Annotated in this window: 15 protein-coding genes; all 15 read left to right on the top strand. The window is 46.7% G+C overall.

The annotated features are described in order from the left end of the window. The first annotated feature begins 6 nt into the window (after window positions 1–6). The 15 genes from NSS79_RS31050 to NSS79_RS30980 all read left to right on the top strand — a co-directional run bounded on the left by NSS79_RS31050 (window position 7) and on the right by NSS79_RS30980 (window position 20688). A complete protein-coding gene (locus NSS79_RS31050) occupies window positions 7–1224 on the top strand; it encodes a class I SAM-dependent methyltransferase (RefSeq protein WP_342437368.1) in 1218 nt (405 codons plus the stop codon). Window positions 1225–1290: 66 nt separating this feature from the next. Then, window positions 1291–2595 (top strand): glycoside hydrolase family 99-like domain-containing protein, encoded by a 1305-nt coding sequence (locus tag NSS79_RS31045; protein ID WP_342437367.1) that lies wholly within the window; start codon window positions 1291–1293, stop codon window positions 2593–2595. A gap of 4 nt (window positions 2596–2599) precedes the next feature. Next, window positions 2600–4273: a rhamnan synthesis F family protein gene (locus tag NSS79_RS31040; protein ID WP_342437366.1), complete on the top strand. Its 1674-nt coding sequence runs from the start codon at window positions 2600–2602 to the stop codon at window positions 4271–4273. Window positions 4274–4608: 335 nt separating this feature from the next. Beyond that, window positions 4609–5631, top strand: coding sequence for a dTDP-glucose 4,6-dehydratase (gene rfbB / locus NSS79_RS31035; protein WP_342437365.1), 1023 nt, complete (start codon window positions 4609–4611; stop codon window positions 5629–5631). A gap of 8 nt (window positions 5632–5639) precedes the next feature. Next, window positions 5640–6500, top strand: a complete 861-nt coding sequence (rfbD, locus tag NSS79_RS31030) for a dTDP-4-dehydrorhamnose reductase (protein ID WP_342440474.1) — start codon at window positions 5640–5642, stop codon at window positions 6498–6500. A 241-nt stretch (window positions 6501–6741) separates the two neighbouring features. Next, window positions 6742–7701: a glycosyltransferase family 2 protein gene (locus tag NSS79_RS31025; protein ID WP_342437364.1), complete on the top strand. Its 960-nt coding sequence runs from the start codon at window positions 6742–6744 to the stop codon at window positions 7699–7701. 126 nt (window positions 7702–7827) lie between these two features. Further along, on the top strand, window positions 7828–8775 hold the full coding sequence (locus NSS79_RS31020) for a glycosyltransferase family 2 protein (protein ID WP_342440473.1): 948 nt from the start codon (window positions 7828–7830) through the stop codon (window positions 8773–8775). Then, on the top strand, window positions 8772–10172 hold the full coding sequence (locus NSS79_RS31015; protein ID WP_342437363.1) for an undecaprenyl-phosphate glucose phosphotransferase: 1401 nt from the start codon (window positions 8772–8774) through the stop codon (window positions 10170–10172). Before NSS79_RS31020 ends, NSS79_RS31015 begins: the two co-directional genes overlap by 4 nt. Window positions 10173–10261: 89 nt before the next feature. Beyond that, a complete protein-coding gene (locus NSS79_RS31010; RefSeq protein WP_342437362.1) occupies window positions 10262–11134 on the top strand; it encodes a phosphatidylinositol-specific phospholipase C/glycerophosphodiester phosphodiesterase family protein in 873 nt (290 codons plus the stop codon). A 266-nt stretch (window positions 11135–11400) separates the two neighbouring features. Continuing rightward, window positions 11401–12111 carry a heptaprenylglyceryl phosphate synthase gene (locus NSS79_RS31005; protein ID WP_342440472.1) on the top strand — a complete coding sequence of 237 codons (711 nt, stop codon included), beginning with the start codon at window positions 11401–11403 and terminating at the stop codon, window positions 12109–12111. 63 nt (window positions 12112–12174) lie between these two features. After that, window positions 12175–14532, top strand: a complete 2358-nt coding sequence (pcrA, locus tag NSS79_RS31000) for a DNA helicase PcrA (protein ID WP_342437361.1) — start codon at window positions 12175–12177, stop codon at window positions 14530–14532. Window positions 14533–14632: 100 nt separating this feature from the next. Further along, window positions 14633–16645 (top strand): NAD-dependent DNA ligase LigA, encoded by a 2013-nt coding sequence (gene ligA / locus NSS79_RS30995; RefSeq protein ID WP_342437360.1) that lies wholly within the window; start codon window positions 14633–14635, stop codon window positions 16643–16645. 287 nt (window positions 16646–16932) lie between these two features. After that, the gene (locus tag NSS79_RS30990; RefSeq protein ID WP_342437359.1) at window positions 16933–18654 is read left to right on the top strand and encodes an alkaline phosphatase; all 1722 of its coding nucleotides are present in this window, start codon (window positions 16933–16935) and stop codon (window positions 18652–18654) included. Between the two features lie 2 nt (window positions 18655–18656). Continuing rightward, window positions 18657–19394: an ABC transporter ATP-binding protein gene (locus NSS79_RS30985; RefSeq protein WP_342437358.1), complete on the top strand. Its 738-nt coding sequence runs from the start codon at window positions 18657–18659 to the stop codon at window positions 19392–19394. Further along, complete coding sequence (locus NSS79_RS30980) at window positions 19381–20688, top strand: ABC transporter permease (RefSeq protein WP_342437357.1); 1308 nt, start codon at window positions 19381–19383, stop codon at window positions 20686–20688. Before NSS79_RS30985 ends, NSS79_RS30980 begins: the two co-directional genes overlap by 14 nt. Window positions 20689–20701: the final 13 nt, after the last annotated feature.

Below are 20701 nucleotides of genomic sequence, written 5' to 3'. Positions count from 1 at the left end.
TAGTTGATGGAATATACCGGTGAAAGATTCGTTTTGGGAAAAGCTGAAGGCGAAATTGAAACGGAGCATTTGCACAGATATAATGCTGTTTTGGATATTGCTAGCGGGAAAAATGTTTTGGATATTGCCTGCGGAGAGGGATTTGGGTCAGCTATCCTTGCTAGGAAAGCAGCAAATGTGTGTGGGGTTGACATTAGTGAGGAAGCTATTTCTTATGCTAGAGAGAAATATATTAGGTATAATTTGGATTTCAAGCAGGGGTCGGTAGAGAAATTAGAATTTGATGATGATTCTTTTGATATGATTGTTTCATTTGAAACGATAGAACATGTCAATGAATTAATCCAGGATAAATTTCTAAAAGAAGCAAGTCGAGTGTTGAACAATAGCGGTATTTTGATAATTTCAACTCCGGATAAATACCTATACACGGACGTGCCTAATCATAGAAATCCTTATCATGTGAAAGAATTTTATTTTTCTGAATATAAGGATTTTCTAGAAAAACAATTTAAATATGTTAACTTCTATAACCAGAATTATGGTGAATACGGGCTGATTGTAGACCGAAATGAGAATGTAGAAGAAAAGGTTAAGCTAATCAATACAATAAATTCACAAAAAGAAGGCAGATTCATTATTGCTATATGTAGTAATGAAAAGATTCCGAATAACATTACACTTAATTCATTGTTTGAGAATAATTCGACTAAAGAAATAATCGATGAAGATTATGTGCAACTCTATTGGGCTAATGAAATGGATGGGTTTAGTGAATCCAATTCAAGAAAGGCCAAATTTAAATATAGCGATGAGTTTCATACGTATTGTTTTACAATACCCAAGCACTCTGTTGGGAAAATCAGGCTGGATATAGGGAATAAACCGGCTAGTTTCCAAATCAAAAAAGATATGATATTTAAAACGGCTAATGAAGTCTCATTAGAACCTATAGCCATAGAAGATTCTCTTGGACTAGTACAGTTGCAAAACGATGGAAAGATTATTAACTTTATATCTATGTCAGATGACCCTCAACTTTTATTGGGTAATTCGGTTCATGAACATTCTGAGGAACTTTCTATTTATATCGAACTTAAAATTGAAAAGTTTGACTTTAGTATTTGCTTAAGTGAAATTAATGGTTATTTGAATGGAATTCGTGAGAATAGTATTGGAGAAGATGATTTGCTTTCTCAAGATGAGATTTCACATGAGAATTGAGTAATACAAATAAGTACTTAGCTATATAAATAATAAGTTTATAGTACAGCTAAATGGAGGATATAAATGAGTAAAGTAAAACCTATTGCATTTTATTTACCACAGTATCATCATGTTAAAGAAAATTCTCAATGGTGGGGAAAGGGTTTTACCGAATGGACAAATGTAGCAAAGGCAAAACCGAATTTTCCTGAACATTACCAGCCACATGTTCCAAAAGACTTAGGCTTTTATGATCTGAGCAATGTTGAAGTAATGCGAGAACAAGCAAAGATGGCTGAATTATATGGAATTCATGGTTTTTGTTTTTACTTTTACTGGTTTAACGGTAGAAGAATATTAGAGAAGCCTTTGAATCAGTATCTGGAATCAGACATAGACTTTCCAATTTGCTTTTGCTGGGCGAATGAGAATTGGACACGTACTTGGGATGGCTTAGATAAAGAAATACTTTTGGAGCAAAACCATACACCAGAAGATGATAGGGATTTGATCAGATCTTTAATTCCTGTATTTAAAGATAAACGCTACATTAAAGTTGATGGAAAGCCAATGTTTATAGTTTATCGAGTCGATTTATTTCCGGACATAAAGAACACGGTGAAAATATGGAGAGAGGAAGCACGTAATGCTGGTTTTGAGGATATTCATTTAAGCGCTGTACAATTCTATGGAATAGACGATCCTACTGAATGGGGGTTTGATTCAGCCATAGAATTTCCTCCGCATAAATTTATAACTCCAGAAAATAGACCTTCCAATATGCCGAATATAACTAATCCCAATTTTGCAGGTGGAATTGTTGATTATCCTAAAGTAGCGGCTCAAGGTATTCAGGCTAAATCGAAGGACTATATATGGTACAGAGGCATAATTCCATCTTGGGATAATACGGCGCGTAGGCAAAATAATCCACACTCAATTATTAACGCATCTCCTGCTCTTTACAGGTACTGGTTAAGATATCTCGTTGAATTTACTGAAAAAACAAACCCAATACACAACCAGTATATTTTTATAAATGCTTGGAATGAATGGGGAGAAGGCTGTCATCTAGAACCGGATTTAAAGTATGGACATGCGTACCTTGAAGCGACATCAACAGCCTTGCAGAAACAAGATTTCGAATTGCGAGAGGTTATTGATTGTATAGCTCTTACCGAAAACGAAATGAAAACATTTACGGATGAATATAATAAAGCTATCAATATGTCAATTTTATACGCGAATGAGAATAGAAATTTAAATCTCAAACTGCAAGACAAAACGGCATGGACATATTTTACTAAGGATAAAATTAAATATCGGTTAAGGAGATATCCTAGATTTTTCAACTTGGCTAAAAAGATATATCTAAGAGTTAGGAGGTAACACTTTGAAAAGAATTGCCGTTTTTGCGCATTATGACAAAGATGGGAAGCTATCTAATAATGTACTAAAGCTTTTAGGGCATCTTGAAGCAGTTTGTGAACGTATCATAATGGTCTCGACAAATTTACATGCTGATCAATTGGATTTATTGCCTCCTAAAGTGGAATGTTTTGTAAGAGAGAATGTAGGATATGACTTTTACAGCTATAAATTTGGGATTGAAAAAATTGGGAATGTATATATATATGACCAGGTGTTACTTCTTAATGATAGTTTCTTTATATCTTCATCCTTTAATATTCAAAGTATTTTAGAAATTGCTGATAATAGCATCTATGATATATGTGGATTGGTAGATTCCTATCAGTTTAATTATCATGTGCAAAGTTTTTTCGTGGTTCTAAAAAAAGAGGCCTTAGTAAGTGTCTGGTTTGGGGAATTTTGGAGAAATGTAACCATACTAGATAAAAAGACGGATATTATTTTTAAGTATGAGATTGGGATGTCTCAAAGTGCAATGAGTCATTCGTTACTGGTGGGTTCTTGTTACCAGTGGTCTTCTAAAAGCTATCTTCAAGCATTGTTTAATAGTTATAAAAAGAAAAATTGGAAACTTATGGCTTTGAGTTTTTTTAGTCTCAAGTATTTGAGAGAAGGAAATGCTTGTCACCTACTATGGAAAGATATTTATAATCAGTTTTCAATTTGTAAGTGGGAAGCTGTGAGGGACTATCCAGAAGCAGTTGAATATATCGAGAAGGGTAGGGGAGAAGATGCAGTTGAAGTGAAAGACTATTTAGTTAATAAGGCCTCCTTCTATAAAGGGAAAAAGATAGATGACTTATTAAATGATATTGGACATACTTCAACTCAATTATATTTCTCTTCTGAGAATCTTCCTAGCCGAGTAACCGATAAATCAATTGAAACTGCAGTTGTTCTACATTTATTTTATCTGGAACTGCTAGATGAAATTATTCGTTATTTGAAGAATATACCTGTTAAGTTTGATTTGTACATTTCAGTCGTAAGCTTGGGGGCCGCTTTTGAAGTGGAAGAAAAGTTCAAGCACTTTACGAATGCTAATGTATATGTTTATTATGTTGAAAATAGAGGTAGAGATGTGGCCCCGTTCCTGTCTCTGTTTAATACTGGGCTTTTAGATAAGTACAACAGTGTTTGTAAAATCCATTCGAAAAAAAGTCTCTATAGTGCTCAAGGTACCAACTGGAGACAAGGGATATATAACGAGTTATTGGGTTCTACAACAAGGGTTTTGTCTATCATAAATCAGTTTGAGAATGATCCGCACCTGGGAATGATTGGACCAGAACAATCATATTTGATTAATGATGAATTTTGGGGTGCCAACAAAGAAAGAGTTCAGGAACTTTGCTTGAAAATTGGAATCGATAAAGAACAAGTTACGTTGAGTTTCTTTGCGGGGACTATGTTTTGGTTTAATCCAAGAGCAATTAATTCCATAACAAAGTTGTGTATCACTGCAGACGATTTTGATTTCGAAAATGGAATGCAAGATGGAACTTTGGCTCACGCTTTAGAAAGAATATTTGTATTGCTCGCTAGACAGAAGGGTTATAAAATTTCAACTACGGAGTATCTTGATACAGAATTGCAAGACGGAAATTATATCAATCAAAGAATCCCGGTGTTATAAGATATTTTATAATTTGTATTTTGGTTTTTTATAAACTTGATAGGCTTTGTGCTGATGCACGCCCAAATTTTATATTGTTTAGACGAATACTATTCCATGAAGAATGGTAAAGGAATAATGTAAAACAACCGGTATGCCATTTTTGTTACTAAGAATAGACTACTTTCTTTGTTTAAGGAAGTAACGTTGGATACTGATTTGAACATTTGATTTAGAAGGACTCATCTAAAGAATTTATCAAGAATCCAACAGGTTGGGGAGTTTTAAGAGGGCTCGCTCAATTCTATAACTCTGTTGTGAAAATATCACAATATCAACAAAAGGTGGGCTAACATATGAAACTGCTCGTTACCGGCGGGGCCGGATTTATCGGCAGCAATTTTGTAATATACATGCTGCAGCAGCACCCGGATTACCAGATCGTGAACGTGGATGCGTTGACGTATGCGGGAAATTTGGAGAATTTGAAGTCGGTGGAGGGCAATCCGAATTATACGTTTGCCAAAGCGGACATTACGGATGTAGAAGCGATGGATGCACTGTTCAGCCAGGGAGTCGATATCGTAGTCAACTTCGCGGCGGAATCACATGTGGACCGGAGTATTCTGGAGCCGGATGTGTTTGTAAAGACAAATGTGCTCGGCACACAGGTGCTGTTGGATGCAGCAAAGAAATATAGTGTGACCAAATTTGTTCAAGTGTCTACAGATGAGGTGTATGGAACGTTAGGAGCTACGGGACTCTTTACTGAAGAAACTCCACTCACTCCAAACAGTCCTTATTCCGCCAGCAAAGCGGGCGGAGATTTGCTTGTGCGCGCCTACCACGAAACCTTTGGATTGCCGGTTAATATCACCCGCTGTTCTAACAACTACGGGCCATACCAATTTCCGGAGAAGCTGATTCCGCTTATGATTTCCCGTGCGCTTGCTGATCAGGCACTGCCGGTTTATGGTGATGGAATGAACATCCGTGACTGGTTGTATGTAGAAGATCACTGCAGCGCAATTGATCTGGTTATTCACGAAGGGGTAAACGGTGAGGTCTATAATATTGGCGGCAATAATGAGCGCACAAATGTGCATATCGTGAATACTGTGCTGCAGGAACTGGGCAAACCGGATTCTCTGATTACTTACGTGCAGGATCGTCCAGGACATGACCGCCGCTATGGCATCGACCCGACTAAGATTACGAACGAGTTGGGTTGGAAGCCAAAGCATACATTTGAAACCGGCATTAAAGAAACCATTCAATGGTATTTGAATAATAAAGAGTGGTGGACCCGTATTCAATCCGGTGAATACCAGAAATATGCCGAACTACAGTATGGCAGCCGTTTGGGGGATTCCCTGTAATGTCGAAGATGAAAGTATTGGTTACGGGTTCCGCTGGACAGTTGGGGCAGGACCTTGTACTTTTGTTGCAGCAGCAAGGACATGAGGTTCTAGGCTGTGACCGTCAGGAGATGGATATTACAGATCTTGATCAATGTACTGAGGTCATCAGCGGGTTCAGTCCGGATGCTGTCATTCATTGTGCCGCCCATACAGCGGTAGATATTGCGGAAACCGATGTGGATGCCGCCTATTTGATTAATGCCACCGGAAGCCGCAATGTAGCACTGGCTGCGGAGAAGTCCGGAGCCAAGCTGGTATACATTAGTACGGATTATGTTTTTGATGGCATGGGAACTCAGCCTTATCATGAATATGATAATACGGATCCCCAAAGTATTTATGGCAAGTCAAAGCGGGCAGGAGAAATCCTGGTGCAGTCTTTGTCCTCGAAATTTTTCATCGTACGTACATCATGGGTGTATGGAAAATATGGCAACAACTTCGTGAAAACGATGCTGAAGCTGGGGCAGGAGAAGCCGCTGCTGCAGGTGGTAGACGACCAGCATGGCTCACCTACCTACACGGTAGATTTGGCCCGTTTCCTGCTTGAGCTGATTCAAACGGAGAAGTACGGAATTTATCATGCCTCTAACAGTGAGTCCTGCACCTGGTATGAGTTCACACTGGCAATTTTCGCGGAGGCAGAAGATATTTTGGGTCTGAAATTCACAGCAAAGCTAGAGCCATGTGCTACAGAACAGTTTCCACGCCCGGCGCCACGTCCACGCAATTCGGTAATGGAGCATTTAGCCATCCGCACGAACGGGTTTGAAGATATCCGGCCTTGGCGGGCCGGATTGAGGGACTTTTTGCTGGAACTGAAATAGATAAGCGCAAGCTAAGCTCCTGAACCGTCATCGACGGTCGGGAGCTTTTTGCTGCAGTAACGACTGTTCACATTAACACATTACATTACAAAGTGCTGACACCATGGCTGAAATTTCACTTTTATTCCTTCTTCAAGGGATGTCATCATTCCTGGGTAACATAGCCGCAACCTGATGTTTTCGTTATAATAATGTGTAACAGCTTCAGAATCATAATGAATTCAAGAATCCGAGGATATTTATGAATAACAAAACAGTCAGTGTACATATTGTTACCTTTAACAGTGCGGATGATATTATTGATTGTCTGACGGCAGTACTCGCCCAGGATTATCCGGTGAAGCAGATTGTGGTGGTGGATAATGCCTCAACGGACGGGTGCGTGGAAAGAGTAAAGACGTTTTATCAAAAGCTCCATGAGACCGGGGTTCCTTCCCTTGTTCTCATAGAAAATAAGATTAATACTGGCTTCGCACCCGCTCATAACCAGGCCCTGGCGGCTACGGATACAGATTATGTACTTGTGCTTAACCCGGATCTGACGCTTGAGAACAGTTATATTTCCAGGCTTGTCTTGCAGATGGAGTCAAATCCGCGTATTGGCAGCGCTACTGGCAAGCTTTTACTCAAAGCCGATCACTCGCTAGTGGACAGCACAGGGCTGCGGATGAATAGAGCCCGGCGTGCCTTTGACCGCGGGGCGGGAGATCCCTCCACAGACTGGCTGGAATCTGATTTCGTATTTGGCGTATCCGGCGCTGCAGCGATGTATTCGCGCCGGATGATTGAAGATATCAGCGTTGAGGGGGAGTTCTTTGATGCGGATTTCTTCGCCTATAAGGAGGATGTGGACGTGGCATGGCGGGCTGGGCTGTTCGGCTGGTTGGCTTACTTTGAAGCAGAAGCCATAGGCTACCACGAACGTGGCTGGAAACCTTCCGGCCGGGACAGCAAACCGATGTTTATTAGGCGGATCTCGTATATTAACCGCTACAAGATGATTTACAAGAACGAGCCTGCCGGCACGCTGCTTCTCACTTTGCTGTATTCACTGCCGTATGAGCTTGCCGCACACGGTTATACGCTGCTTAAGGAACGCCAATTGCTAAAGGCCTGGTCTGCTTTTTTCGAACAATGGAGACATCTTAAACAGAAACGGCGATATATACAAAATAAAGCATCCAGGAAACCGGACGCGTAAGGTAATTGGCTGACACGGGAAATCTGTAAAAACCTCCTTAATTAGGCTCCGCCTATCAGGGAGGTTTTTATGTTATAATAGTTGTCGGTAGATTACTATATTTGTCAGGAGCGTAGTGAAGTGAATATAGATGTCAGTATATTAATCTTAAGTTACAACACATGCGGCTTGACGATGGACTGTATTAGGTCGGTATATGACTCGGTAACTAATTATTCCTATGAGATCATTTTAATAGATAATAATTCCCGTGATCATTCTGTCGAGTCGATCAGCAAGGAATTCCCGGATGTGCTGCTGATTGCCAACTCTGAGAATGTTGGTTTCGCCCGGGGGAATAATCAGGGGATGGAGGCGGCCTCCGGACGTTATGTGCTGCTGCTCAATTCCGACACGGTAGTGCGGAAGGATACGCTGGAGACGATGGTTTCCTTTATGGACAGCCGGCCGGATCTTGGCGCTTCGGGCTGCAAGGTGATTTTGCCGGATGGATCGCTGGACAAGGCCTGCAAGCGGGGATTTCCGACGCCTTCGGCATCCTTTTATTATGCTTTTGGTTTCAGCAAGCTGTTTCCCGACCGGCCCAGATTCAACGGCTACCAGCTAGGTTATTTGGATCCAGATCTGGATTACCCGGTAGACTGTCTAGTCGGAGCTTTTATGCTGGTGCGGCGGGCGACGATCGAGCAGGTCGGCGGCCTGGACGAAGAGTTCTTTATGTATGGTGAAGATTTGGATTGGTGCTTCCGGATTAAAGAAGCCGGGTGGGGGATTTATTACTATCCGCAGACCTCCATCGTGCATCTAAAAGGCGGCAGCGCACGGCGCAGGCCATTTAAAATTGTCTATGAGTTTCACAGAGCGATGATTTTATTTCATCGCAAGCATTATAGCAAGAGGTACAACAGTATGATTAATGGAGCGGTATATGCCGGAGTCGGGGTAAAGTTCACCCTTTCGCTTGTCCGCAATATGTTAAAGTCTTCACGTGTGGTTTCTTCACCGGCGCAGAGCCTTGCGGATTCCGGAGAAGCAGGTCCACGCAATGAAACGAATGCTGAGGTGAGATTATGATTCGCCGTAATCAGAGGTTTTTAACACAACTCTATATGGTTGCCGACTTCCTGATTATCCAAATCTCCTTTTTGGGGGCCTGGTGGCTGAAGTTCAAGAGTGGCTGGCTGGAATCCTATAATACGCTTCCGGTTGAATCCTATGCCTATTGGAGCCTTATTTATGGTGTGATTTCCGTATTTATAGGGATTATGCTTTCCCTGTATTTGCCGAAGCGTAAGAAACGTTTTGTCGATGAATTCCTCAAAATATTTCAGGTGCATATCATGGCAGTCTTTATCCTGCTTGGCCTGATGTTCTTCCTGAAGGAAATCGACGTTTCCCGTCAGTATCTGGCCATATATATGGGTTTTAATATTCTCTCCATCATGCTTTACCGTTATGTGCTGAAGACGATGCTGAAATCACTCCGTGAAAAAGGCTTTAACCGTCAATTCGTGCTGATTATCGGTGCAGGCTCGCTCGGCAAACGATTCTACAACAATTTGGTGCAGTATCCGGAGCTGGGATATGAGACCATTGGTTTTCTTGATGATTATCAGGAATGGGACGGGATTGAGGAACGGCGCTTTAAGCCAATTCTCGGCAAGGTGGATGAACTGGCTGGAATGCTGGAGCTGCTGCCGGTAGACGAGGTGATTCTGGCGCTTCCGCTTGATGCCCACTCCAAGTATCCTGCCATTATTGCCGCCTGCGAAAAGGCTGGGGTACGGACGCTGATTATTCCGGATTTCTTCGACTACCTGCCGGCGCGTCCTTATTTTGATAATTTTGCCGGAATGCCAATGATTAATGTTCGTGATATTCCTTTGGATATGACCGGGAATAAGCTGGCTAAGCGGCTGTTTGATATTATTTTTTCGCTGTTCGCAATTATTGTAATGTCGCCTGTAATGCTCTTAGTGGCTCTTGGTGTTCGCCTGACTTCTCCGGGCCCGGTCATCTTCAAGCAGGAACGTGTAGGACTGAACCGGCATAATTTCATGATGTATAAGTTCCGCTCGATGAAAATGCAGCAGGACGGCGAAGAAGATACAGGCTGGAGTACGCGGGAGGATCCGCGGCGCACCCGCTTCGGAAGTTTTATCCGCAAGACCAGTCTGGATGAGCTGCCGCAATTTTTTAATGTGCTGCTGGGGCATATGAGTGTGGTAGGGCCCCGCCCGGAACGGCCGTTCTACGTGCAGCAGTTCCGTGGAGAGATCCCCAAGTATATGGTGAAGCATCATGTGCGTCCGGGTATTACCGGCTGGGCACAGAGCAATGGTCTGCGTGGGGACACCTCGATTGAAGAACGGATTAAGCATGATATTTTTTATATTGAAAATTGGTCATTGCTGTTTGATATCCGGATTATTGTCAAAACGATTCGTAACGGATTTAAAAATGCCTATTAATTTCACATAGAAACGGTTGCTATCCTTACCCAAGGCCACAGCCGTTTTTTGTTTTTATACTCTAACTTTTGCAAAGGAAACCTACTATAATGGATAAAAAAAAGAGTACTGCATCAGTCATCATGGTTATAGCAATAGTACTTTTGCTTGTGATTACGCTGATACCGGAAGATAAAGAGCCGGCCGCCGGCATTGCAGCCCACCGGATTGTTGCCCATGCAATGGGTGGCATCAACGGGCATGCCTATACCAACGCTGTTGAAGGTTTTATCGCCAATTATGAGCAGGGAACACGCGTATTTGAAGTTGATCTGCTGTTCACGGGGGATCAGAAACTAGTGGCCCGTCATGAGTGGTCAAAGGATATGACTAAGCAGTTAGGACAGCAGGAAGTGCTTCCTGCAGACAAGCAAGGGGAAGTACTGGATTATGCCGAATTTATGGACAGTCCGATTCTGGGCTTATACTCGCCGGCTGATATTGAGAAGATCATGGATTTGATGATGGCTTATCCGGATGCCTATATCGTAACCGATACGAAGGAGGTTGAAGCGGGGCTGGTCACACAGCAATTCGAAGTGATTGTCGAGGCAGCTGAGCGCAGGGATCCATCGCTGCTGAAGCGGATTGTACCGCAGATTTACAGTCGTGAGATGTTGGATATGATCCGTAAGGTGCATGTCTTCCCCAAAGTCATTTATACGTTATATCAATCGGAGGATAGTGATGAAGTGGTGACTCAATTCGTCAAGGAAACCGGGGCGGACATCACCATGTCTGACGACAGGGCCACCAAGAGCTTTGTGCAAAAGCTGAAAAGGGCCGGTGCCCGCGTCTATGTGCATACGATTAATGATGAGAAAGAAATCGTCCAGCTGTCCCGTCTGGGTGTGGACGGGTTCTATACTGATTTCGTTTCTGAAGATGACATGGACAGACTCAGAGGTCTGGGGCGAAACTAGCAGCCGGCAGAGGTGATGATGAGCAATCATTGTTCGATGAACGCTGCACTTAAAGCATAGTTTCTGCCAGAAAGATAAGACTGATCTTTAGCATAAAACAATGAATTCTTATATTATAAAAAGGCGAAAAAATGTTCGCATTTTTTCGCTCTTTAAATTGACACTCCCCTTAGCGCTGGCATAGACTAGAGTTACGGCTTTTTGCGGTAGCGGGAGTGTATTTGGCTTGCTAGATGAATGATGGAGATGGACGATTGATGAATATGATGCGGCAACTGATACAGCCTTGGCGGCATGTTTTTAAGCTCGATCCGGACCGTGCGCTCGGAGACCTTGAACTGGAGGCCATTTGCCTGTCCGAAACCGATGCGATTTTGGTTGGGGGCTCCACCGGTGTGACTTATGAGAATACTATTGATCTGCTGAACCGGCTGCGGCGTTATGAGCTGCCTTGCGCACTGGAGATTTCGGATCTGGAGGCAGTCGTTCCCGGCTTTGATTTGTATATGATTCCTATGGTGCTTAATACACCAGACACGGCCTGGATTATTGGCCAACACCGCAAAGCCATTCAGCGTTACGGAAGCCTGATTCCATGGGAACTGCTGCTGGCTGAAGGATATATTGTCCTGAATGGAGATTCTTCCGTAGCACGGCTTACGGGTGCAGACCATTCGCTTAGTGCCGAGGGGGCTGCGGCTTATGCCCAGATTGCAGACAAGCTGATGCAGCTTCCGGTAGTGTATCTTGAATACAGCGGCATGTTCGGTGATATGAAGACGGTTCGTTCGGTAAGAGAGATGGTGGAGAACAGCCAGCTGTTTTACGGGGGCGGTATTACCGGCGAGGCTGAGGCTGAGCAGGCAGCTGCCCTCTGCGATACCGTAGTGGTGGGGAATATTATTTACCAGGATATACAGCAAGCACTGCTCACTGTGCAGGCGGTAAAGAAGACCCCGCAGATGCATTGGGAGTAGCAAGTTTGAGATAGCACTGCTCATGACATTTTAAGCTTAAACTGAGAAAGGAGCATGTCACACATGCAACTTGTTAACATACAGGAAGCCGTAAGCCGGCTTAATCCTCCACAGCGCCAGGCTGTAGAAGCTACTGAAGGTCCCTTGCTGATTATGGCCGGCGCGGGCAGCGGCAAGACCCGGGTGCTTACCCACCGCATTGCCTGGTTGATTGCGAACCGCAAGGCTCCGCCGTGGGCAATTCTGGCGATTACCTTTACGAATAAGGCGGCCCGGGAGATGCAGGACCGTGTCTCGAAGCTGGTTGGAACAGAAGGACGGGATATATGGGTATCCACGTTTCACTCGATGTGTGTACGGATTCTGCGCAAGGATATAGAACGGATTGGCTTCACCTCCAATTTCTCAATTCTCGATTCTACAGACCAGTTGTCCGTCATCCGCAACTGTATGAAAGACCTGAATATCGATACGAAGAAATTTGAGCCAAAGGCTGTCCAGGCCGTCATCAGCACAAACAAAAATGAGCTGATTACTCCGGCGCAATACGAGCAGAAGATTGGCGATTATTTTGAAGGTCTTGTTGCTAAAGTGTACACCAAGTACCAGCATCGGCTGAGAAGCAACAACTCGCTGGATTTTGATGATTTAATTATGAAGACGATCCAATTGTTCAAGGAAGTGCCTGAGGTACTTGATTTCTACCAGAAAAAGTTCAAATACATTCATGTGGATGAGTATCAGGATACGAACCGTGCGCAATACATGCTTTGCCGTATGCTGGCGGAAAGCCATCACCGGATTTGCGTAGTTGGTGACAGCGATCAGTCGATTTACCGCTGGCGCGGAGCAGACATTACGAATATCCTTAATTTCGAAGAAGACTATCCGGAAGCCAAGACGATTCTGCTGGAGCAGAATTACCGTTCGACCTCCAATATTCTGAATGCAGCCAACGGCGTAATTGCGCTGAACTCCGGACGTAAACCGAAGAAGCTGTGGACGGATTCAGAGGAAGGTCCGAAGATCAAAGTGTTCCGCGGCGACTCCGAGCATGATGAAGGTTATTTTGTCACCGGAGAGATCAGTAAAAATGCCAAGCAGGGCCAGGCTTACCAGAATCATGCCATCCTGTACCGCACGAATGCACAGTCTCGCGTAATCGAAGAAATTTTGATCAAATCGGACATTCCTTATCAGATCGTCGGCGGGATCAAGTTCTATGACCGTAAAGAAATCAAGGATCTGCTGGCGTACCTTCGCCTGCTCTCCAATCCGGATGATGACATCAGTCTGACGCGTATTATCAATGTGCCAAAGCGTGGACTTGGTGACACTACTGTAGGCAAGCTAGCTGTAGCAGCAGCAGAACGTGGGGTATCCATCTTCCGTGTGTTGCAGACGGTGGACGATCTGGGCTTTGCCGGACGGACGCGCAATACGCTGGTGGAGTTCTATGATATGATCGAAGCGCTGCACCGGATGGTCGAATTCCTTTCGGTAACGGAGCTGACGGAGAAGATTCTGGAGCTCTCGCAATACCGGCTGGAGCTGCAGAATGAGAATACGCTAGAATCCCGCTCACGGCTGGAGAACATCGATGAGTTCCTGTCCGTGACGATGGAATTCGAGAAGAATAACGAAGACAAGTCACTGGTCTCCTTCCTCACGGATCTGGCGCTGATTGCTGACATCGACAGTGTGAATGACGATGAGGAGGAACGCGACGATGCTGTAGTGCTGATGACCATGCACAGCGCGAAGGGGCTGGAATTCCCGACCGTGTTTATTATCGGGATGGAAGAGGGCGTATTCCCGCACAGCCGCGCCTTCCAGGACAATGATGAACTGGAAGAAGAACGGCGGCTGGCTTATGTAGGCATTACGCGTGCAGAGAAACAGCTGTTCCTCAGCTGTGCCCGCAGCCGCACGCTGTTCGGGCGGACGACGGCCAACCCGCCGTCCCGCTTTCTGGAGGAGATTCCGGAGGAGCTTAAGGAAGATACCGGCTCTGCTTCGGACCGCTTCCGGCGCGGTGGCGCGGAGGTTGGCGGTGCCTATGGCGGCCGTGGCTTCACCGGCGGCGCCAGGGGGAACTTCGGCAGCCGCGGAGGCGCTGCCGGGGATGCGCCGGCAGGCGGCGGGACCGCCGGCTTTGGCGGCAGCACAGCGTCAGCGGCCGGATCAGGCCGCGTGACCGTAACCTCCGGAAGCGGCGCACAGCGCGCATCAGGAGCGGGGGCCGCGGCGCCAGGCGAGTATAAAGCCGGCGACAAGGTAGCCCACGGCAAATGGGGTACCGGCACCATTGTGTCCGTGAAAGGCAGCGGCAACGACACGGAGCTGCAAATTGCTTTTCCGGCACCAGTCGGTGTGAAACGGCTGCTTGCGGGTTTTGCCCCGATTACTAAAGTCGAATAATCCGGGGACGGTTAACGAATGCATTTTTAGAATATAAAGATAAGGTAGAAGTATCATTCACATGCTTTACATTATCCTTATGACGGAGGGATACGCCCGGATGGACGTTATGCATACGATGGAAGAGCTTGTGGCTGAGCTGAATCAATACAATTATCATTATTACACGCTGGATGCGCCGCAGGTCAGCGACAAGGAATATGATGTGCTTTACGATAAGCTGGTGGCCCTGGAAGCAGAGAGCGGCATTGTGCTGCCGGATTCTCCTACCCAGCGTGTGGGAGGGGAACTGCTGAAAGGCTTTACCCCGCATCGTCACCTTGCTCCACTATGGAGTTTGGATAAAGCGCAGAATATTGAGCAGCTGCGGAGCTGGAATACCCGTGTGCTGCGTCTCGTGAACGACTACAACACGAAGAATCCGGATACACCTCTGCCCGAGCCTTGTTATGCCGTCGAACTGAAATTCGACGGCCTGACCCTGAACCTGACCTACCGTGACGGTGTGTTAGTGCAGGCGGCGACAAGAGGAAATGGAGTGACGGGTGAAGGCATACTGGCTCAGGTGAAGACGATCAAGTCTGTTCCATTGACGATTCCGTTCAAGGAAGGTCTTATCGAAGTGCAGGGCGAGGGGATTATGAACCTGTCGGTGCTGGCCGACTACAATACACGGGCGGCCGAACCGCTGAAGAATGCACGCAATGGCGCTGCCGGAGCGCTGCGCAACCTTAATCCTAAGACTACGGCGAACCGCAGGCTAAATGCTTTCTTTTATAACGTGGGTTATGCTGAAGGGGTGCAGTTTGCCGATCATCAGGAGATGATGAATTTCCTGCGGACCAACCAGTTTAAGGTGAATCCGTACCTCACCTACTTCGCTAACTTTGACGAGGTTACAGAGCAGCTGGCGGAGATTGAAGAGAGCCGTTCCGGTCTGGACTATCTGATTGACGGTGCGGTAATCAAGGTTACCGATTTCCGTATCCGCGAAGCGCTGGGTTATACCGATAAATTCCCGCGCTGGGCGGTTGCCTACAAGTTCGAAGCTGAAGAAACGACGACGATATTGGAGTCAGTCAGCTGGAACGTAGGCCGCACAGGCAAAGTCACACCTCTGGCCCGTGTGGAGGCGGTAGAACTGGCTGGAGTTACTGTCCAGAACTGCACGCTGAATAACGTCGGAGATATCGAACGCAAGAATCTTAAGCATGCGCTGGGCACGCGGGTGTTTATCCGCCGCTCCAATGATGTCATTCCAGAGATACTTGGCAAGGTGACGGAAGAAAGCGACGGCGGGGAAATTGTATTCCCCGAGAATTGTCCGTCATGTGGTTTCCCGCTCGAAATGCGCGGCGCGCATCTTTTCTGCAACAACAAGCTGGATTGCAAGCCGCAGATTATCGGACGGATCACCCATTTCGCTTCCCGTGATGCGATGGACATTGAGACCTTCAGCGACAAGACGGCCGGGCAGCTGCACGAAGAGCTGAATGTGCGGGAACCTGCCGATTTATATGAACTGAATTTTGAACAGCTGGTCAAGCTCGATCGCTTCGGTGAGAAGAAAGCAGACAATTTGCTGAAGGCGCTGGAAGAGAGCAAAGGGCGTGATTTAGCCTCGTTCCTCTTTGCCCTAGGCATTCCGAATACCGGTAAAGCAACCACACGGATGCTGGCCGATCATTACCGCAGTCTGGAGGCTGTAATGTCTGCTACAGCAGAGGAATTATCTGGATTGCCGGATATCGGCGGGATTGTGGCAGAGAGCATCGTGGGCTTCTTCGCTGATCCTTTTGTGGTAACGGGCATTAACCGCATGCTGGCTTTGGGTGTAGAAGCTAAGGCGCCTGAGGCTCCGCGGCCGGTGAGTACCGATTCCTTCTTCAGCGGCAAGACCGTAGTGTTAACCGGCTCGCTGCAGAAGCTTACCCGTGAGGAAGCTGCGGAACGTCTCGAGGCACTTGGCGCCAAGGTATCGGGCAGTGTCTCCAAGAAAACCGATCTGGTCATCGCCGGTGAAAAAGCGGGCAGTAAGCTGACCAAAGCACAGCAATTGGGCATTCAGGTCATTGAGGATGAGGAAGAACTGATCCGGCTGCTGGAGATTTAGACCGTTATACAGCATAATACTGAATAGCAATGAACAGCAAGATACAAAGCCCTGTGATCATTTCGCTTCCTGCGAAAGGTCACAGGGCTTTTTTGTGAAAGGTAAGTATGTATAGTTCAATGGGTACATCTGAAACAGCAGCATTATCCTGAAGTAGAGAGCCTTTTATTTCCGGTGATATATGAACAGTTGATAATTTAATACAACCCCTGACTACAGTTGACAATTGGTTAACCTTTCGAAGGTAAGATTGGTTAAAGATCTTTATAACAAGGAAGGGGTTAATAATGAAAAAGCTGATGAAGAGTGTGGTAATTGGAGGATTGGCAGCAGCTGTAGTTTCAGGAGCTACACTGGCCGGAGCGGCACAAAGTGCTAAAACTTCTGGGGGAGCTGCAAAAGCCCAGTCCAAAAATCTTATCGTACTAATTGGTGACGGCATGGGTCCGGCCCAAATTTCTGCCGCAAGATATTTTCAGCAATACACCAAGGGAGTCAGCCATCTTAATCTTGATCCGTACTACGTGGGACAAGCGACTACATATGCAGACCGTGGTGAGGACGGCGGGAAAATCGTTTCGGGGATCGTTACAGATTCCGCCTCAGCCGGTACTGCATTTGCTACAGGCCACAAAACATACAACGCAGGCATCAGCGTTTCCAATGAAGATGTATCCAAACCGTTTGCCTCCATTATTGAGGCTGCGGAAACGAGCGGCAAAGCAACAGGACTTGTTACCACAGCCCGGATTACTCACGCGACGCCAGCTGTCTACGCCTCCCATGTCCGCAGCCGTGATAATGAATCGGCGATTGCCTCGCAATACCTGGAGAGCGGCGTTGATGTTCTGATGGGCGGGGGCAAGCAGTTTTTTGTAACCAAAGATGAAAAGGGCAAACGGACGGATAAGAACATCCTCCCTGATTTTAAAGCCAAAGGCTACACTGTAGTTGAAAATAAAACAGCCTTAAATGCGCTTACCTCCAAAAACAGCAAGGTGCTGGGCCTGTTCGGCAGTTCCCACGTGGCTTATGTTCCGGACCGTACAGCGGAAATTCCAAGCCTGGCGACAATGACCTCCAAAGCGCTGAATATTTTATCGGCGGATAAAGAGGGTTTTGTCATGATGATTGAAGGCGGACGGATTGACCATGCCGGTCATGCCAACGATCTGCCGACACTTGTCCAGGAGGCACTTGACTTCGATGCGGCGGTCAAGACAGCGATTGATTTCGCGAAGAAAAACGGCAACACCTCCGTTGTGGTCACAGCCGACCATGAAACGGGCGGACTGTCCCTCTCCCGCGACAACATTTACGAAATTAATATCGACCTGTGGGATAAGCAAAAACATTCCTCGGAAAGCCTGGCTGCCGCTCTGGAAGCAGCACAGACACCAGAAGAGATCCGCAGCATCGTAACAGCCAATACATGGATTACCGATCTTACAGACGAAGAGGTTGCACAAATTATGGAAGGCGACGGGTCTTCGTATAAACGTGAAGGAGCCTACAATGCAGTGGTTTCCAAACGTCTGCTGGTGGGCTGGTCAGGCCATGGCCATTCCGCAGTAGATGTGGGTGTCTGGGCTTATGGTCCGATTGCGGAGCAGGTAAAAGGACAGGTGGACAACACCGAGATCGCGAAGGCGGGTGCCAGCATACTGGGCCTTGATTTGAACAAACGTTCCGCAGAGCTGCAATCCCAATACGTATATCCGAAGTTCAAAATCAGCCGCGACAACAAAGTACTCTATCCTGCTGAAGCTTTGATCAAGGCGCTGGGAGGCACTTACAAAGGGGATGCTGCCGCTGCGAAGCTGACATTGCAGAAGAATGTAATTGATGTGAATCTAACAGACAAAACCGCTAAGCTGAACGGCAAGGCTGCTTCTTATATCGTTGATATCGATAACGGCGTATTGTACCTGCCGCTTAGTGCATTCAGCCAGCTGAAGGGCACAACCTTGACTTGGGATGCCTTGTCCGAACGTATTAAATTGAGATAGGAGTGGCTCTGTTGCTCCAAATTCACGATTTGAAAAAGCAATTTCGTGTAGACGGAAGAAATGTGCCGATACTGGATATTCCTGAATGGAGTGTTGAAAAAGGAGAGAATGTAGCGATTACCGGACCCAGCGGGTCCGGTAAAAGCACTCTTCTGCATCTGATCAGCGGAATTCTGCTGGCCGACAGCGGCGGGATTGTCGTGGACGGCAAGCCGCTACGCGAGCTCACAGAGGCGAAGCGTGATGTTTTCCGGGCTTCCAATATCGGGTATGTGCTGCAGGATTTCCATCTGATCCCCTCATTGACGGCAAGGCAGAATGTGGAGATTGCTATGACCGCAAAGCTTCCGCTTAAGGAGAAAAGAAGGGTAGTTGACGATTGGCTGGATCAGGTAGGTCTGGCAGACCGGGGCCGGCATCTTCCCTCCCAGCTTTCCCGCGGGCAGCAGCAGAGGGTAGCGATTGTGCGGGCGCTCGTGAATGAGCCGCCGCTTGTGCTGGCGGATGAACCCACCGGCAGTCTGGACTGGGAAACGGCAGATGAAATTGCCTCGCTTTTACTGGATCTCAGCGTCGCTCATGGACATACCTTAATTGTTGTAACGCATGATCTCAATATGGCGAACCGTTTTCCCCGCTGTCTGAACATTCAAGAGATTAACCGGATACGCCGGGAATCAGCGCCCAAACTCCAGAGCAGCCGGGAGAAACGGAAGAGGGGATTGTATGAGTCTCTTTAAATTAACACTGCGTAATTTGCTGCATCGGCGGTTTCTGTCGCTGTTGACGGTATGTGCGGTCGCAGTTACGGTTGCTTTTATCGTCCTGCTATCCTTGTCCCGGCAAAGCGTTGAGCAAGGCGCCAAAAAAGGGTATGGTCCGTTCGATCTCGTAATTGGTGCAGCCGGAAGTGAAACCCAGCTTGTACTGAATACCTTTTATCATATCGGTGCTCCGACAGGCAATATCCCGCTTGCTGTTCTGGATCAAGTGGAGCAGGATCAGGATGTGGATAAGGCCTTTGCGATGACAACGGGAGATAATTATAAAGGTTTTCCGATCGTAGGCATGGACTCCGGATATTTTGTTACCCGTTACGGCGACCGTCACCTTCAGGACGGGAATTTATATGCGCACACCGGTGAGACCATTATTGGATCGTATGTGGCGGAATCTCTGGGTCTGCACATTGGAGATACATTTACGGGCGCACATGGGCTTGTTCAGGGAGACAGCCATGAAACTGCGGAGGCGGAACACACAGAGGAGCATGAGGAAAATCATGAGGAAGAGCATGAGGAAGACCATGCTGCCGAGGCGGCTGGAGATTCCCCGGACGAAACACATAGCGAAGAACATGGCGAAGAACACGCACATGAAAGCTTCCAGTATACCGTTGTGGGTATTCTTCCGGCCCTTCATACCCCTGATGACCGCGCAGTATTTACGACCGTAGATTATGCCTGGGCCGTACATGGCTTGCCTCCTGAGGAGCGGGAGATTACAGCCGTGCTGGTTAAACCGGCCAGTCTGCTGGGGGCCCATGATTTGAAAGAGGTGCTGGATGGCAGTAATGGAGTTCAGGCTGCCTATACAAGCCAGGCGGTTTCTGACGTGCTGAACGCTGTTGATCAGGGAGCACAGCTATTGAGTGTGCTCACGGCATTATGCGTAATTCTGGCAGCGATAGCGATCCTGCTGTCTTTGATTGCCGCAGTCGGGGAACGTACCAAGGATGTGGGGTTATTGCGTCTTCTCGGCAAATCCAGAGCCTATGTATGGTTGACCTTAACGAGCGAAGGTCTGCTGGTGACAGCTACCGGACTTATCGCCGGACTGCTGCTGGGTCATCTTGGCGCTTACCTGCTGAAGGATGCACTATTCGCCCAAGCTGGCATTCAAATTGAACCTTATCAGTGGACATCTGATCATTGGCTTATTGCTGCAGGGGCGCTTTCCATTGGTCTGCTGTCTTCGCTGGGGCCTGCATTCCGGATGTACCGGATGCATCCTCTTGCTTTGTTCAAATCCTAGGAGGTACATTCAC

This window comes from Paenibacillus sp. FSL L8-0436, assembly GCF_038593025.1.
Lineage (GTDB): Bacteria > Bacillota > Bacilli > Paenibacillales > Paenibacillaceae > Paenibacillus_AQ.
This window is presented reverse-complemented; position numbering and strand designations above follow the sequence as displayed.